This window comes from Ketogulonicigenium robustum (assembly GCF_002117445.1).
GTDB lineage: Bacteria > Pseudomonadota > Alphaproteobacteria > Rhodobacterales > Rhodobacteraceae > Ketogulonicigenium > Ketogulonicigenium robustum.
Genome location: NZ_CP019937.1, coordinates 412,185 through 426,150 on the forward strand (window position 1 = coordinate 412,185; position 13,966 = coordinate 426,150).

Sequence of the window (13,966 nt, forward strand, 5' to 3'; positions counted from 1 at the left end):
CGTGTTTCACCTTAGTCCAATGCCTTGAAGAAGCGGTCGGGGCGCCATGTCCAGAATTGCAGCAACGACCGCCCAGCCGAGGAGAAGATCACGCGATCGGCACGGCCGATCAGGTTCTCCAGCGGGACAAAGCCGACGCCGTTGCCGGTCAGCCAGCGGCTGTCGGCAGAATTGTCGCGGTTGTCGCCCATGAAGAAGTAGTGCCCTTCGGGCACGGTATAGACGGGCGTGTTGTCTTGCGGCTGATCGCCGATGTTCAGAATGTCATGCGACACGCCGTTCGGCAGCGTCTCGCGCAGGCGCTGCGACTGACAGTCTGCGCCCATGCCCACCGGGCCGTTCGCGCAGCTTGGCAACAGGCCTTGCGGGCCTTGGCGTTCCATCACTTCGTGGAAAGTGCCTGCATCTTCCTGCGGGGCAGCCACATCGTTGATGTAAACGACGCCGTCTTTCACTTGCACGCGGTCGCCCGGCAGCCCGATCAGGCGTTTGATGTAATCTTCGCCGGTTTTGGGGTGGCGGAAGACGATGATGTCGCCGCGTTCGGGGGCGCTGCCGAACAGGCGGTTATCTTCGCCGCCGACCCAGCCGCAAATGTCTTTCGCGTCGATATTCACCGGTCCGATGTTGATCGACGGGCAGGACGCGAACGAATAGCCGTAGGCCATTTTGTTCACAAACAGGAAGTCACCGATCAGCAGCGTATCCTTCATCGACCCCGAGGGGATGTAGAAGGGCTGGAACAAAATAGTGCGGAACGCGCCCGCGATCAGCAGCGCGAAGACGATGGTCTTCAGCGTCTCGATGATCGAGGCGGCCGCGCCTGATTTTGCTGCGCCTGATTTTGCTGCCATAACTGTGCTCACTTCCAAAAGCGTTAGGGGGCTTCTTGCGCGCCGAGGGCTATCAAGTCAAGCAGCCGCGGGCCGGGGTGCGATCAATCACGCGGGATCGGTCAGGGGCTGGGCGTCGATGACGACAAACGCCTGCGCCCAAGGGTGATCGTCGGTCAGTGTCACGTGAATCACTGCGCGGTGGCCGGGCGGGGTCAGTGCAGCCAACCGCTCGGCGGCCCAGCCGGTGACTTCCATCACCGGTTGCCCCGTGCGCAGGTTGCGCACCGACATGTCTTTCCATGCAATGCCCATGGCCAGACCGGTGCCGAGGGCTTTGGAGCAAGCCTCTTTCGCGGCCCAGCGTTTGGCGTAGATGGCGGCGGGCTTGGCATTGCGTTCGGCACGGGCCTGTTCCAGCTGGGTGAAGACGCGATTGCGGAAACGGTCGCCAAACCGCGCCAGCGTGCCTTCGACCCGCTCGATATTGCACAGATCGGTGCCGATGCCGATGATCATGCGCGGGCGCTGTTCATCTGGCGGCGCATCTCGGCCATCGCGGCGGGCAGGCCGACGAACATCGCCTCGCCCATCAGGAAGTGGCCGATGTTCAGTTCTTTGATCTGGGGAATCGCGGCGATGGGGCCGACGCTGTCGTAATTCAGGCCGTGGCCCGCGTGCACTTCCAGCCCCAAAGCATCGGCAAAGCCCGCCATCGCGCAGATCCGCGCCAGCTCCGCATCGCGGTGGGCGGTCTCGCCCGCATCGTGGGCCTCGCAATAGGCGCCGGTGTGCAGTTCGACGACAGCGGCACCGATGCGGGCCGCCGATTCAATCTGCGCGCTGTCGGCTGCGATAAACAGCGAGACGCGAATACCCGCCATCCGCAGCGGTTCGATATAGGCGCGTAGGTAGTCTTCCTGCCCCAGCACATCCAGGCCGCCTTCGGTCGTCCGTTCTTCGCGCCGTTCGGGCACAAGGCAAACAGCGTGCGGGTGGGTTTGCAGCGCGATGCGCTGCATCTCGGCGGTGGCGGCCATTTCAAAATTCAGCGGAATGGTGATCGCTTGCCGGATCGCGGCCATGTCGGCATCGCGGATATGGCGGCGATCTTCGCGCAGATGCGCGGTGATGCCATCTGCGCCCGCGTTTTGCGCCAGAATTGCCGCACGGACGGGGTCTGGTGTGGCGCCGCCGCGCGCGTTGCGCACGGTCGCGACGTGGTCAATGTTCACCCCAAGGCGCAACGTATCAGCCATTCAATGTGTCCTGCTGCTTGTCCGTGTCCAGCGCCAGCGTGGCCTGACGGGCCTGCAGGCGTTTGTGGCGCATGTTCTGATAGGCCCGCACCAATGGCAAGGTCAGCACATAGGTCAGAACCCCGAAAATCGGCCCCAGCACCACACCGCCGATCAGGAACGGGAAAAAGACCATGTGCCAGAATTCGATCAACTCGTCCCAGTGGGCGGTGGCGGGGCTGAAAAGCGCCATAAAGTTCTGCCACAGCTGCTGGGCGGCCAGCATGAACAAGTCCGGCACGGCGGCGATCACACCCTCTTTGGGGCGGCTGCCCAAAATCGCGTAGCCCAAATTCAGCGCACCCGCGATGATAGGCAGGGCCGTGAACGGGTTGCCGAAGCTTTGCCCGATGGCGGCGGCCAGCAGGTTTGCACGCATCAGCTTGGCCAAACCGAGTGCGACGAACAGGTGCAGCCCGATGACCGGCGAAAAGCTGGCGGCAACCCCGATGGCAATCCCGCGGGCGATACGTTCGGGCGAATCGGGCAGGCGCTGGATGCGTCGGCCGATATAGCCGATCCCGCGCAAGAACCCTTTGCGCGGCCATAACGTCTCGCGCAGGGTCTGGCCGAAACTGCGCTTCTCGCGCCGCTTGAACATGCTAGTGCCCTGCCGAGCCCGAGGCGGGCAGCGCCGCCGACCAATTCATGGCACGCTGCGCATCGCGCAAACGCACCAGCGACGAGATGTGGCTGTCGGCATCGAGCGCGGTCATCACGCGGTGCAGGTGTTCAGCATCGCGCACGTCGACATCAACGCGAATGCGGTAATAATCCGTCTTGCGATCCAGAAAATCGACGTCGGATATGTTCGCATTCTGCTCGCCGATCAGGGTGCAGATCCGGCCCAAAACACCCGCGTCATTGGCCATCGACAATTCCAACGACACCGCGCTGACGGCCTTGTGCTGCCCTTCGTGCCAGCGCAGGTCGACCCAACGGTCAGGCTGGTCTTCGTAATCGGACAGGTTGGGGCAGTCGATTGCGTGGATAATTACGCCTTGCCCGCGGAAGGTGATGCCGACGATCCGCTCGCCCGGGACGGGCTGGCAGCAGGGCGCGCGGCGGAAGCTTTGGTCGGCGCTGAGGCCGACAATTGCTTTTTCCGCGTCGATCTCGTTCGCGTTTTGCAGCTTCAGATCAGGGTAAATCGCCCGCACAACTTCGCGCGCGGTGATTTCCGCGGCGCCGACGCGCAGCAGCAACTGTTCGGCATTTTCCAGCGCCAGCGCGCGCGCCGCCGTGGCCAAGGCCTTGTCAGTCGCTTTTTTACCGGCGTTTTCAAAGGCAACGCGTGTCAGCTCGGTTCCCAGCTTGATGAACCGGTCGCGGTCTTTTTCGCGCAGCCACCGACGGATGGCCGATTTCGCGCGGCCCGTAACGGCAATGTCGATCCACGTCGCCTGCGGGGTCTGGCCGTCGGCAATGATGATCTCGACCGACTGGCCATTCTTCAGCCGCGTCCACAGGGGCACGCGCAGCCCGTCAACCTTAGCGCCAACGCAGGCGTGGCCGATGCGGGTGTGGATCGCATAGGCAAAGTCGATCGGCGTCGCGCCTTGCGGCAGCTTGATCACCTCGCCCTTGGGCGTAAAGCAGAAGACCTGATCCTGATACATCTCGAGCTTGAAGGTCTCGAGAAATTCATCGTGGTCTTTGTCTTCCTCGAACCGCTCGGAGAGCTGCGATATCCAACGAACGGGATCGACGACAAAGCGGTTTTTGACCGGCTCGCCATCACGGTATGACCAGTGCGCGGCAACGCCGGCCTCGGCCACTTCATGCATCTCGCGGGTGCGGATTTGCACTTCGACCCGCTTGCCACCCAGCGCCGATACGGCTGTATGGATCGAGCGGTAACCGTTTGATTTCGGCTGGCTTATGTAGTCTTTGAAGCGCCCCGGCACCGAACGCCAGCGCTGGTGGATTGCCCCCAGCGCGCGGTAGCAATCGGCGTCGGTTTTCGTGATCACGCGGAAACCGTAGATGTCGGACAGCTGCGAAAAGCTTTGATCTTTCTGCTGCATCTTGCGCCAGATCGAATAGGGCTTTTTCGCGCGGCCATACACCTCGGCGGGGATGCCGGTTTTGCCCAGCTCCTCCAGCAAATCCTCGGTGATGCGTTGCACCAGATCGCCCGCTTCTTGTTGCAGCAGGCTGAAGCGCTGGATGATGGAATCGCGCGCCTCGGGGTTGAGGACGCGGAAGGCCATGTCCTCCAGCTCCTCGCGCATCCACTGCATCCCCATGCGACCGGCCAGCGGGGCATAGATGTCCATGGTCTCGCGGGCTTTTTTCGCCTGCTTGTCGGGGCGCATCGAGGCGATGGTGCGCATGTTGTGCAAGCGGTCGGCCAGCTTGACCAGCGTCACCCGCAAATCGCGCGAGGTCGCCATGATCAGCTTGCGGAAATTCTCGGCCTGCTTGGTCTCGGCCGAATGCAGCTGCAGGTTCGTCAGTTTGGTCACGCCATCGACCAGATCGGCGATGACGTGGCCGAACTGGGCCTCGACCTCGGCATAGGTGGCGCGGGTGTCTTCCACGGTGTCGTGCAGCAGGGCGGTGACGATGGTGGCATCGTCCATCTGCTGCTGCGCCAAAATCATGGCGACGGCGACGGGGTGGGTGAAATAGGGCTCGCCCGAATGGCGGAACTGGCCTTCGTGCATCTGGCGACCAAAGTCCCAGGCATCGCGCAACAGTTTTTCATTGGTGGCGGGGTTGTAGGTGCGCACGCAGGTGATCAAATCATCCAGCGTTACAACGGGTTCGGGGACGACCTGCGCAACCCCGGCAGCAGCCAGTGGGGCGCCGGTGCGCCCCGCTGCAGGCAGGCCTTGATCAACTGCCACGGCCTTGCCTTTGTCAGTGCCTTGCATGGCGGCCTCAGCGGCCCTCTTGGGCTTGCAGCAATTCGCGCAGCAGGCGCTCTTCGCTCATGTCGTCTTGGGCCGGACGATCCATTTCGGCGCTCATCAGCAGAGCCATCGAATCGTCTTCGGGCTCGTCGACTTCGATCTCGTGCTGGTTGGCCTCGATCATGCGCTCGCGCAGGTCGTCAGCCAGCTGGGTTTCCTCGGCGATTTCGCGCAGCGAGACGACAGGGTTTTTGTCGTTGTCGCGCGGCACGGTCAGGGCGGACCCTGCGGCGATTTCGCGTGCGCGATGAGCGGCCAGCATGACCAATTCGAAACGGTTCGGAATCTTGTCCACGCAGTCTTCGACGGTAACACGTGCCATTCAACAACTCCCCTTTAAGACGGGTTTGACGGGTTCGGACAGCCCGGGCAAAGTCCACGATTCTGCATGGATCGCGCGCGACGGGCTAGGAAAGCAACCATTTAAAGCCGCGCGGGCCAGAACGCAAGGGCCAGTCGGATCGGGCCCGCGCAGTGCGGTTTCCCTTTGGAGAAATGGTTAACAATATATCGCAAATGGCAATCACAGTGGTCCTACACAGGATTGCTATTTATTCATGCGAAATAACGTATGTTATCGCAAACAAGTCGCGATTTGTCGCCATATTGCACATCTTTTCGTGAATTACTTGCAAGATGACATATCTTGGATAACTAATCCGATAGACCGCTGCTTGTTCATATTTGCAGGTTTATTTCCAAACGCAGCGGCCGAGCATGATTGGAAGGATAACACATGTTTTATCGGGACGAGCGAATTGCGCTCTTTATCGATGGCGCCAATCTTTATGCGGCATCGAAGGCCCTCGGGTTTGATATAGATTATAAATTGTTACGCAGCGAATTCATGCGGCGCGGGCGCTTGGTGCGGGCTTTTTACTACACCGCGCTGCTGGAGAATGACGAATATTCGCCCATCCGGCCACTGGTCGACTGGCTGCACTACAACGGCTTCGCCATGCGCACCAAAGCCGCGAAAGAGTTTATGGACGCCCAAGGTCGCCGCAAGATCAAGGGCAACATGGACATCGAACTGACGGTCGATGCGATGGAACTGGCCCCTCATGTCGATCATATCGTGTTGTTTTCAGGCGACGGCGATTTCCGCCCGCTGATCGAGTCGCTGCAGCGGCGCGGTGTGCGGGTCTCGGTCGTCTCAACCGTGCGCAGCCAGCCGCCGATGATTTCGGATGAACTGCGCCGCCAAGCCGACAACTTCATCGAGCTGGACGAGCTGCGCGATGTTTTGGGCCGCCCGCCGCGCGACCCGCGCCCCGAGGGGCGTACCCATCCCGCCCCGCGCGAGGATGCCGAAACCCACAGCTTGCTGGACTAACACCGACGGGCGCCCTTTACGGGGGCGCCCGCTGCGCATATCTCGGGTGGGAACGCCACAAGCACCGTCGGAGCCTGCGCCATGACATCTGCCCCCCTGACCGTTTATCTGGCAGCGCCGCGCGGGTTTTGCGCAGGGGTCGACCGCGCTATCCGCATTGTCGAAATGGCGCTGGATAAATGGGGCGCGCCCGTTTTTGTCCGCCACGAGATCGTGCACAATAAATACGTTGTCGATGCGCTGCGCGCCAAGGGGGCTGTGTTCGTCGAGGAACTGGACGAGTGCCCCGATGACCGACCCGTCATTTTTTCGGCCCACGGTGTCCCGAAGGCGATCCCGGCCGAGGCGCTGCGCCGCAATATGATTCACGTGGATGCAACCTGCCCGTTGGTCACCAAAGTCCATAACGAGGCCGCCCGTCACCACGCCAACGGCCTGCAGATGATCATGGTGGGCCACGCGGGTCACCCCGAAGTGATCGGCACCATGGGCCAGCTTCCGGCGGGCGAGGTGATGCTGGTGGAAACCGTCGCCGATGTTGCAACCGTGCAGGTGCGCGATGAGACCCGTTTGGCGATGATTACACAGACGACCCTGTCGGTCGATGACACCGCCGAAATCGCTGCCGCGCTGCGCGCGCGCTTTCCCGCGATCCTCGTGCCCGCCAAGGAAGATATTTGCTACGCCACCACCAACCGGCAAGAGGCTGTGAAGGTGATGGCGCCCAAATGCGACGCCATTCTGGTGGTGGGCGCGCCCAATTCATCGAATTCCAAACGCTTGGTCGAGGTGGGCACCCGCGCGGGCTGTGCCTATTCCCAGTTGGTGCAGCGCGCCGCCGATATTGATTGGCGCGCGCTGGAGGGCATCCGCACCATCGGCATCACCGCCGGTGCCTCGGCCCCCGAGGTGCTGATCGAGGAGGTGATCGACGCCTTCCGCGACCGTTACGACGTCACCGTCGAATTGGTCGTCACCGCCGAAGAGCGGGTCGAGTTCAAAGTTCCCAAAGTCCTACGCGAGCCTGCCTGATATGCCTGAATTCATTTGCTTTACCGACGGTGCCTGTTCGGGAAACCCAGGGCCCGGGGGGTGGGGCGTGTTGATGCAGGCGCGCGAGGGGGCCACTGTCGTCAAAGAACGCCCCCTGTCGGGCGGCGAGGCGATGACCACCAACAACCGGATGGAGTTGATGGCCGCTATATCGGCGTTGGAAAACTTCACCCGCGCGGCGCAGGTCACCATCGTGACCGACAGCGTGTATGTGAAAGACGGTATCACCAGCTGGCTTCACAATTGGAAGCGTAACGGCTGGCGCACATCGCAGGGCAAGCCGGTGAAGAATGACGACCTGTGGCGCCGGCTGGACGCCGAGGTCGCCCGCCACAGTGTGGTGTGGAAATGGGTCAAAGGCCACGCGGGGCACCCCGAAAACGAACGCGCGGACGAGCTAGCCCGCGCAGGCATGGCCCCCTTCAAGGTTGCCCGAAATGCGGGCAGCGGCGTTTAAACACTGGCAAGCGCCTGCGCGGCCTGTTAGCCAACTGCCGATGATTGCAGAAGGCTGACAATGTCCCGTTATATTCTGACTGTTACCTGCCCCATGACGCGCGGTATTGTGGCGGCCGTTTCCGGCTTTTTGGCCGAGGCCGGCTGCAATATTACCGACTCGGCCCAGTTTGACGATGTAGTCACCGGCCGCTTTTTCATGCGCGTCAGCGTCACTAGCCAAGAAGGCGCTTTGCTGGCGGATTTGCAGGCCGGATTTTCGCCCGTCGCCGCGCGCTTCGGCATGGATTTCGCGTTTTTTGATGCAGGCCAGCGCGTCAAGGCGGTGATCATGGTCAGCCGTTTCGGCCATTGTCTGAATGACTTGCTATACCGCTGGCGCATCGGCGCGCTGCCGATCGACATCGTGGGCGTCATCTCGAACCACCTCGATTACCAAAAGCTGGTAGTGAATCACGACATCCCGTTCCACCACATTCGCGTAACGCCCGAAAACAAGCCCGAGGCCGAGGATGCGCAGATGCGCGTCGTGCGCGAGACGGGGGCCGAGCTGGTCGTGCTGGCGCGGTATATGCAGATCTTGTCCGACCAGATGTGCCACGAAATGTCGGGCCGCATCATCAATATCCACCACTCGTTCTTGCCCAGCTTCAAGGGGGCGAACCCCTACAAGCAGGCCTATGAGCGTGGCGTGAAATTGATCGGCGCGACATCGCATTATGTGACCGCCGACCTTGATGAAGGGCCGATTATCGAACAAGATACGGTACGTGTTACCCACGCGCAAAGCCCCGAAGACTACGTCAGCCTGGGCCGCGATGTGGAAAGCCAGGTTCTTGCGCGGGCCATCCACGCGCATATTCACCGCCGTGTGTTTATCAACGGCAATAAAACCGTCGTCTTTCCGGCCAGCCCGGGATCCTATGCATCGGAGCGGATGGGATGAAGAAATTCTTGTGTGTATTGGCCCTGTTGCCGCCGTTTTTGCCGCTGCCTGTGTTCGCGGAAGAAGGGCCCGAATGCCCCGACGCGACATCGACGGCCGACATTATCACCTGCCTGAACGACAAGCAGACCGAAGCGCAGCAGGAACTGGACAGCCAGTTGCAAATGCTGCGCGGCGCCCTAGAGGGTGAGCGTCTGGGCGTTTTGAACGCCGCGCAGGGGATCTGGGAAGATTACCGCAGCGTCGAGTGCCGCTCGCAAGCCCTGACGGTTGAGGGCGGTAGCCTCGAGGGCGTCTACGCGCTGGGGTGCCAGTTGGATTTGACGCGCGACCGCGTCAAAGTCCTGAACAGTTACGAGCTGCTTTAAAGCAGGCTTTCGGGCAGGGTCAGCCCCAAAAGCGCGTCTGCCACAGGCATGGCGCGCTTGCCCTCGCGCTGAATGTCCAGCACGCGCACGCTGCCGGTGCCACAGGCAATCTCGAACCCTTGCAATACGCGACCGGCGGGGCCGTTGCCGTCGCCTGCGGCGGCGCGCAGCAGTTTGACCCGCTCGTCCCCGATCATGCACCACGCCCCGGGGAAGGGCGACAAGCCGTTGATTTGGCGCGCAACGGCGAGGGCGGGTTGCGTCCAGTCGACTGCGGCTTCGGCCTTGTCGATCTTGGCTGCATAGGTCACCCCGTCTTCGGGTTGCACCTGCGGGATCAGCCCGTGCAGGCGGTCAAGCGTGTCGATGATCATCCGCGCGCCCATGTGCGACAGGCGCTGGTGCAGATCGCCGCTGGTGTCGGTCGGGCCGATGGGGGTAGCCGCGCGCAGTAGCACGGGGCCAGTATCAAGACCGGCTTCCATCTGCATAATGCATACGCCGGTTTCGGCATCACCCGCCATGATCGCGCGCTGAATGGGCGCGGCACCGCGCCAACGCGGCAGCAGGCTGGCGTGGATATTCAGGCAGCCGTGCGTGGGCGCATCCAGCACGGCTTGCGGCAAGATCAGGCCATAGGCGACAACAACGGCGATATCTGCGTTCAGCGCGGCAAAGTCGGCCTGCGCCTCGGGCGTGCGCAGAGTTTTGGGGTGGCGCACATCCAGTCCCAATTCCAGTGCGCGCGCATGGACGGGAGTGGGCCGGTCTTTTTTACCGCGGCCCGCAGGGCGGGGTGGTTGGCAGTAAACACAGGCAACCTCGTGCCCCGCCTGCACCAGCGCATCCAGAACCGAGACGGAAAAGTCGGGTGTACCCATGAAGACGACGCGCATCAGGCGAATTTCCTTGCCTTGCGCAGCAGCATGTCGCGCTTCAGTTTGCTCAGGCGGTCGAAATACATCTTCCCCGCCAAATGGTCGATTTGATGCTGCACCGATGTGGCCCACAGGCCAACCAGATCACGTTCCTCAACCTCGCCGGCCGCGTTCAGGAAGCGGACGGTGACAGCGCGGGGGCGGCTGACGACAGCACTGACGCCCGGCAGGTTCGGCGAGGCTTCCTCGTGCTCGCGCAGCTGCACGCTGGCGTGCAAAATCTCGGGGTTGGCCATGCGTATCGCTTGGCCGCGCGCGTCCGATGCATCCACAACCGCCAGCGCCAACGGCACCCCCAGCTGCACGGCGGCCAAGCCGACACCCGGCATCGCGTCCATCGCCTCGATCATCTCGTCCCACAGGGCGGTGATTTCGGGCGTGATGGCAGTCACGGGGGCGGCGGGCGTGCGCAGGGCAGGCGCGGGCCACTGAACGAAGGGGCGGGGCATCATTCGCCCCGCGCGCGTTCGCGCTTCAGTTTTTCCATTTTGCGGGTGATCAGCTGGCGCTTCATCGGGCCCAGATAATCAATGAACAACTTGCCGTCCAAGTGGTCGATTTCGTGCTGCACGCAAGTCGCCCACAGCCCCTCCATCTCGCGCTCTTGTTCGGATCCGTTCAGGTCCAGCCAGCGGACTTTTACGGCGGCGGGGCGTTCGACTTCGGCATACTGGTCGGGGATCGACAGGCAGCCTTCCTCGTAGACAGACCGCTCGGGCGAGGTCCAGATGACCTGCGGATTTACCATGACCATCGGCTGCGGATCTTCGTCCTTGGCGCAATCCATCACGATGATGCGCTGCAACTGCCCGATCTGCGGGCCAGCAAGGCCGATGCCGGGGGCGTCATACATGGTTTCCAGCATGTCTTTCGCCAGCGCCCTGATCTCGTCCGAGATGTCGGGCAGCGGTTTGGCGATAGTGCGCAGGCGCGGGTCGGGGTGAATGATGATGGGACGGGTGCTCATGCCTCGCATTTATGCGACTGCGCGGGTGCTTTCAACAGCTCAAACACTCGCGGCCCGTCAGCCCTTGGCCTTGCCCGATCCGCGCGCTAGCGTGACCCCAAAGGAGAAGACCGATGGATTTTGACAAGCTGATCGACCGCCGTGGCACGCACTGTTCAAAGTGGGACGAGATGGAGCGTCTTTACGGCGTCAGCGCCGATGACGGCATCGCGATGTGGGTGGCCGACATGGACTTCCGCCCGCCGCAGGCCGTGCAGGATGCGTTGCAAAAGATGCTCGATCACGGGGTTTACGGCTATTTTGGTGGCGACGGTGCCTATCGGGAATCGATTGCGTGGTGGATGCGCGAACGCCATGGCTGGTCGCTGGACAAGGCCGATATTTTCACGACCCACGGGCTGGTGAACGGCACGGGCCTGTCTGTCGCGGCGTTTACACAGCCGGGCGATGGCGTTGTTCTGTTCACGCCCGTCTATCACGCCTTCGCCCGCACCATCCGCGCCGCTGGGCGCGAGGTTGTGGAATGCCCGCTGGTGAACAACGCGGGGCGGTACGAATTCGACTTTGCCGCCTATGATGCGCAGATGACCGGCACCGAAAAGATGGTCATCTTGTGTTCGCCCCATAACCCCGGTGGCCGTGTCTGGACGCGCGAAGAACTGCAGGGCGTCGCCGATTTCGCCAAGCGGCACGACCTGATTCTGGTGTCGGACGAAATCCACCACGACTTGGTCATGCCCGGCCACACGCATACCCCGATGACGCTGATCGAAGGGGTGGAGGATCGCTTGGTCATGATGACCGCCGCGACCAAGACCTTCAACATCGCAGGTTCGCACACCGGTAACGTGATCATCGCGAACCCGGAACTGAAGGCCAAATTCGCGCAGCTGATGGGCGGGCTGGGCATTTCGCCCAATTCCTTCGGTCTGCACATGGTGACTGCGGCCTATTCGCCCGCAGGGGCCGAATGGGTCGATGCGCTGAACCTGTATCTGGACGGCAACCGGAGACTGCTCGAGGAGGGTCTGTCGGCCATTCCGGGCGTCAAGGCCATGCCGCTAGAGGCGACCTATCTGTCGTGGGTCGATTTTGCCGGCACGGGAATGAGCGAGGACGAAATCAAGCGTCGCGTCCTGACCGAAGCGGGCGTCGCCGCCAATTACGGCCCGACCTTCGGCAAGGGCGGCGAGACATTCCTGCGCTTCAACTTCGCCACGCCGCGCGCGCGTGTGGCCGATGCGGTCGCGCGGATCACCGCTGCGTTCGAAGATCTGCAGTAATCAGTGACGGGGTAGCAGCAGGGGGGTATCTTCCTGCTGCTCGAAATCGACGGGGTGGGTTTCGCTGACGCGGGCGATCCATTTGAAGTCGTAGATCCGGCGGCCCTCTTCCTCGCGCGATGTGATCAGCAGGCACTGATACAGGTGGCGCGGCCCGTCAAAAATATCGACCAGCCCGCGCAGCGGGGCGCGATCGCTGGCATCCAGCGCAAGCCCGTCATCCCACAGCGATAGAATCCGGTGCACCTGCTCTTGCGCGTGGATGCTCAGGCGGTTGCTGCGGCGCTCGTCTGCGCGGCGGGCTTCGTCCATGCCGCGGCGGACGGCTTCGGGAAAGAAGTTGAACATCATGGCCCCCTTCTGGTCACGTCGGATGAATCACTCCCGACAGTCTTCACTCCATTGTAACGCCGCGGTGACGATTCGCCCTAGTTGAAAGCGCGGTTCCCGCGCGAATTTTCGCCGCCTGTGCATTTGCGCAGGGGCATTGCGCGGTGGCGGCGGTGTGCAGATCGCCGCGCAGCCCCTATCCTATAACGCAACGCAACCCCCGAGGAGCCTGCATCATGGGACAACTGGTCGACGGCCAATGGCAAGACGTCTGGTACGATACCAAAAGTACGGGCGGCGCGTTCGTGCGCACCACCACCAAATTCCGCAACTGGATCACCCCCGACGGCGCCCCCGGCCGGACGGGCGAGGGCGGCTATGCAGCCGAAGCCGGCCGATACCACTTGTATGTCAGCCTTGCCTGCCCATGGGCGCACCGCACGCTGATCTACCGCGCGCTGAAGGGGTTGGACGACCTCATCACCGTATCTGTCGTGCATCCGCATATGTTGTCGGATGGTTGGACATTTGACAGCAGCTTCCCCGGTGCCACTGGCGACACGTTGTTCGGCCTGCCTTTTATGCGCGACATCTACACCAAGGCCGACCCGCATATCTCGGGGCGGGTCACGGTGCCGGTGCTGTGGGACAAAAAAACGGATACCATCGTCTCGAATGAATCGGCAGAGATCATCCGTATGCTGAACACCGCCTTCAACGGGCTGACCGGCAATACCGACGATTACGCCCCCGCCGATCTGCTGCCCCAGATCGACGCGCTGAACGCCCGTATTTATGACGAGGTGAACAACGGGGTCTACAAAGCGGGTTTCGCCACCAGCCAAGCTGCTTACGACAAGGCGGTCTATCCGCTGTTCGACGCGCTGGACTGGATCGAGGGTATTCTGGCCGAAAACCGCTATCTGACAGGCCCCCGCCTGACCGAGGCCGATTGGCGTCTGTTCACCACAATCATCCGGTTCGATGCGGTCTACCACACGCACTTCAAGTGCAACCGTGCGCGTATCGTCGACTACCCCAATCTGAACGGCTGGCTGCGCGAGCTGTATCAGGTGCCGGGGGTGGCGGGGACGGTGAACCTCGATCACATCACCCAGCACTACTACTATAGCCACGACACGATTAACCCCAGCCGTGTGGTGCCGCTGGGCCCGATCCCCGATTTCGACCAACACCACGGGCGCGACCATCTGCCCAAGGCCTAAGGCCCTACCACCTT

The 13,966-nt window shown here is 62.2% G+C and carries 17 protein-coding genes; 7 read left to right on the plus strand and 10 right to left on the minus strand.

Going from position 1 to position 13,966, the window contains the following annotated elements:
* Positions 1-11: 11 nt before the first annotated feature.
* The 6 genes from lepB to rpoZ form a co-directional block, all read right to left on the minus strand.
* Entirely contained in the window at positions 12-854 is an 843-nt protein-coding gene (gene lepB / locus BVG79_RS02100) for a signal peptidase I (RefSeq protein WP_085785435.1), read from the minus strand.
* An 87-nt stretch (positions 855-941) separates the two neighbouring features.
* Positions 942-1,352 (minus strand): holo-ACP synthase, encoded by a 411-nt coding sequence (gene acpS / locus BVG79_RS02105; protein WP_085785436.1) that lies wholly within the window; start codon positions 1,350-1,352, stop codon positions 942-944.
* Positions 1,349-2,092 carry a pyridoxine 5'-phosphate synthase gene (locus BVG79_RS02110; RefSeq protein WP_085785437.1) on the minus strand — a complete coding sequence of 248 codons (744 nt, stop codon included), beginning with the start codon at positions 2,090-2,092 and terminating at the stop codon, positions 1,349-1,351. Before BVG79_RS02110 ends, acpS begins: the two co-directional genes overlap by 4 nt.
* Positions 2,085-2,732, minus strand: coding sequence for a DUF2062 domain-containing protein (locus tag BVG79_RS02115; protein WP_085785438.1), 648 nt, complete (start codon positions 2,730-2,732; stop codon positions 2,085-2,087). Before BVG79_RS02115 ends, BVG79_RS02110 begins: the two co-directional genes overlap by 8 nt.
* A 1-nt stretch (position 2,733) precedes the next feature.
* Positions 2,734-5,010: a RelA/SpoT family protein gene (locus BVG79_RS02120; protein WP_085785439.1), complete on the minus strand. Its 2,277-nt coding sequence runs from the start codon at positions 5,008-5,010 to the stop codon at positions 2,734-2,736.
* A 7-nt stretch (positions 5,011-5,017) separates the two neighbouring features.
* Positions 5,018-5,371: a DNA-directed RNA polymerase subunit omega gene (gene rpoZ / locus BVG79_RS02125; RefSeq protein WP_085785440.1), complete on the minus strand. Its 354-nt coding sequence runs from the start codon at positions 5,369-5,371 to the stop codon at positions 5,018-5,020.
* 414 nt (positions 5,372-5,785) lie between these two features.
* On the opposite strand from rpoZ, the gene BVG79_RS02130 reads away from it, so the two are divergent.
* The 5 genes from BVG79_RS02130 (at position 5,786) to BVG79_RS02150 (ending at position 9,208) form a co-directional block, all read left to right on the plus strand.
* Positions 5,786-6,385 (plus strand): LabA-like NYN domain-containing protein, encoded by a 600-nt coding sequence (locus tag BVG79_RS02130; protein WP_085785441.1) that lies wholly within the window; start codon positions 5,786-5,788, stop codon positions 6,383-6,385.
* 81 nt (positions 6,386-6,466) lie between these two features.
* Positions 6,467-7,417 (plus strand): 4-hydroxy-3-methylbut-2-enyl diphosphate reductase, encoded by a 951-nt coding sequence (gene ispH / locus BVG79_RS02135; protein ID WP_085785442.1) that lies wholly within the window; start codon positions 6,467-6,469, stop codon positions 7,415-7,417.
* Position 7,418: 1 nt separating this feature from the next.
* Positions 7,419-7,895, plus strand: a complete 477-nt coding sequence (rnhA, locus tag BVG79_RS02140; protein ID WP_085785443.1) for a ribonuclease HI — start codon at positions 7,419-7,421, stop codon at positions 7,893-7,895.
* A 60-nt stretch (positions 7,896-7,955) separates the two neighbouring features.
* Positions 7,956-8,840 carry a formyltetrahydrofolate deformylase gene (purU, locus tag BVG79_RS02145; RefSeq protein WP_085785444.1) on the plus strand — a complete coding sequence of 295 codons (885 nt, stop codon included), beginning with the start codon at positions 7,956-7,958 and terminating at the stop codon, positions 8,838-8,840.
* Positions 8,837-9,208, plus strand: a complete 372-nt coding sequence (locus BVG79_RS02150; protein ID WP_085785445.1) for a lysozyme inhibitor LprI family protein — start codon at positions 8,837-8,839, stop codon at positions 9,206-9,208. Before purU ends, BVG79_RS02150 begins: the two co-directional genes overlap by 4 nt.
* Here the strand turns inward: BVG79_RS02150 and fmt are convergent.
* Genes fmt through def (BVG79_RS02165) form a run of 3 tightly spaced genes read right to left on the minus strand, consistent with a single transcriptional unit; the run spans position 9,205 to position 11,113 of the window.
* Positions 9,205-10,104: a methionyl-tRNA formyltransferase gene (gene fmt, locus BVG79_RS02155; RefSeq protein WP_085785446.1), complete on the minus strand. Its 900-nt coding sequence runs from the start codon at positions 10,102-10,104 to the stop codon at positions 9,205-9,207. The genes BVG79_RS02150 and fmt overlap by 4 nt on opposite strands.
* The gene (def, locus tag BVG79_RS02160; RefSeq protein WP_085787193.1) at positions 10,104-10,595 is read right to left on the minus strand and encodes a peptide deformylase; all 492 of its coding nucleotides are present in this window, start codon (positions 10,593-10,595) and stop codon (positions 10,104-10,106) included. Before def (BVG79_RS02160) ends, fmt begins: the two co-directional genes overlap by 1 nt.
* Positions 10,595-11,113, minus strand: a complete 519-nt coding sequence (gene def / locus BVG79_RS02165; protein WP_085785447.1) for a peptide deformylase — start codon at positions 11,111-11,113, stop codon at positions 10,595-10,597. Before def (BVG79_RS02165) ends, def (BVG79_RS02160) begins: the two co-directional genes overlap by 1 nt.
* 113 nt (positions 11,114-11,226) lie before the next feature.
* Between def (BVG79_RS02165) and BVG79_RS02170 the strand changes: the two genes are divergently transcribed.
* Positions 11,227-12,396: a MalY/PatB family protein gene (locus tag BVG79_RS02170; protein WP_085785448.1), complete on the plus strand. Its 1,170-nt coding sequence runs from the start codon at positions 11,227-11,229 to the stop codon at positions 12,394-12,396.
* Here BVG79_RS02170 and BVG79_RS02175 read toward each other — a convergent pair whose 3' ends face one another.
* Entirely contained in the window at positions 12,397-12,747 is a 351-nt protein-coding gene (locus BVG79_RS02175; protein ID WP_236951393.1) for a hypothetical protein, read from the minus strand.
* Between the two features lie 215 nt (positions 12,748-12,962).
* On the opposite strand from BVG79_RS02175, the gene BVG79_RS02180 reads away from it, so the two are divergent.
* Positions 12,963-13,952, plus strand: coding sequence for a glutathione S-transferase family protein (locus BVG79_RS02180; RefSeq protein WP_085785449.1), 990 nt, complete (start codon positions 12,963-12,965; stop codon positions 13,950-13,952).
* The last annotated feature ends 14 nt before the right edge of the window (positions 13,953-13,966 follow it).

Bases quoted from the DNA above. Each gene is read 5' to 3' on its own strand.
- ispH (WP_085785442.1), top strand. From the start codon at position 6,467: ATGACATCTGCCCCCCTGACCGTTTATCTGGCAGCGCCGCGCGGGTTT.
- lepB (WP_085785435.1), bottom strand. From the start codon at position 854: ATGGCAGCAAAATCAGGCGCAGCAAAATCAGGCGCGGCCGCCTCGATC.
- def (WP_085785447.1), bottom strand. From the start codon at position 11,113: ATGAGCACCCGTCCCATCATCATTCACCCCGACCCGCGCCTGCGCACT.
- BVG79_RS02115 (WP_085785438.1), bottom strand. From the start codon at position 2,732: ATGTTCAAGCGGCGCGAGAAGCGCAGTTTCGGCCAGACCCTGCGCGAG.
- fmt (WP_085785446.1), bottom strand. From the start codon at position 10,104: ATGCGCGTCGTCTTCATGGGTACACCCGACTTTTCCGTCTCGGTTCTG.
- BVG79_RS02130 (WP_085785441.1), top strand. From the start codon at position 5,786: ATGTTTTATCGGGACGAGCGAATTGCGCTCTTTATCGATGGCGCCAAT.
- acpS (WP_085785436.1), bottom strand. From the start codon at position 1,352: ATGATCATCGGCATCGGCACCGATCTGTGCAATATCGAGCGGGTCGAA.
- rpoZ (WP_085785440.1), bottom strand. From the start codon at position 5,371: ATGGCACGTGTTACCGTCGAAGACTGCGTGGACAAGATTCCGAACCGT.
- BVG79_RS02110 (WP_085785437.1), bottom strand. From the start codon at position 2,092: ATGGCTGATACGTTGCGCCTTGGGGTGAACATTGACCACGTCGCGACC.
- rnhA (WP_085785443.1), top strand. From the start codon at position 7,419: ATGCCTGAATTCATTTGCTTTACCGACGGTGCCTGTTCGGGAAACCCA.
- def (WP_085787193.1), bottom strand. From the start codon at position 10,595: ATGCCCCGCCCCTTCGTTCAGTGGCCCGCGCCTGCCCTGCGCACGCCC.
- BVG79_RS02150 (WP_085785445.1), top strand. From the start codon at position 8,837: ATGAAGAAATTCTTGTGTGTATTGGCCCTGTTGCCGCCGTTTTTGCCG.
- purU (WP_085785444.1), top strand. From the start codon at position 7,956: ATGTCCCGTTATATTCTGACTGTTACCTGCCCCATGACGCGCGGTATT.
- BVG79_RS02120 (WP_085785439.1), bottom strand. From the start codon at position 5,010: ATGCAAGGCACTGACAAAGGCAAGGCCGTGGCAGTTGATCAAGGCCTG.
- BVG79_RS02180 (WP_085785449.1), top strand. From the start codon at position 12,963: ATGGGACAACTGGTCGACGGCCAATGGCAAGACGTCTGGTACGATACC.
- BVG79_RS02170 (WP_085785448.1), top strand. From the start codon at position 11,227: ATGGATTTTGACAAGCTGATCGACCGCCGTGGCACGCACTGTTCAAAG.
- BVG79_RS02175 (WP_236951393.1), bottom strand. From the start codon at position 12,747: ATGATGTTCAACTTCTTTCCCGAAGCCGTCCGCCGCGGCATGGACGAA.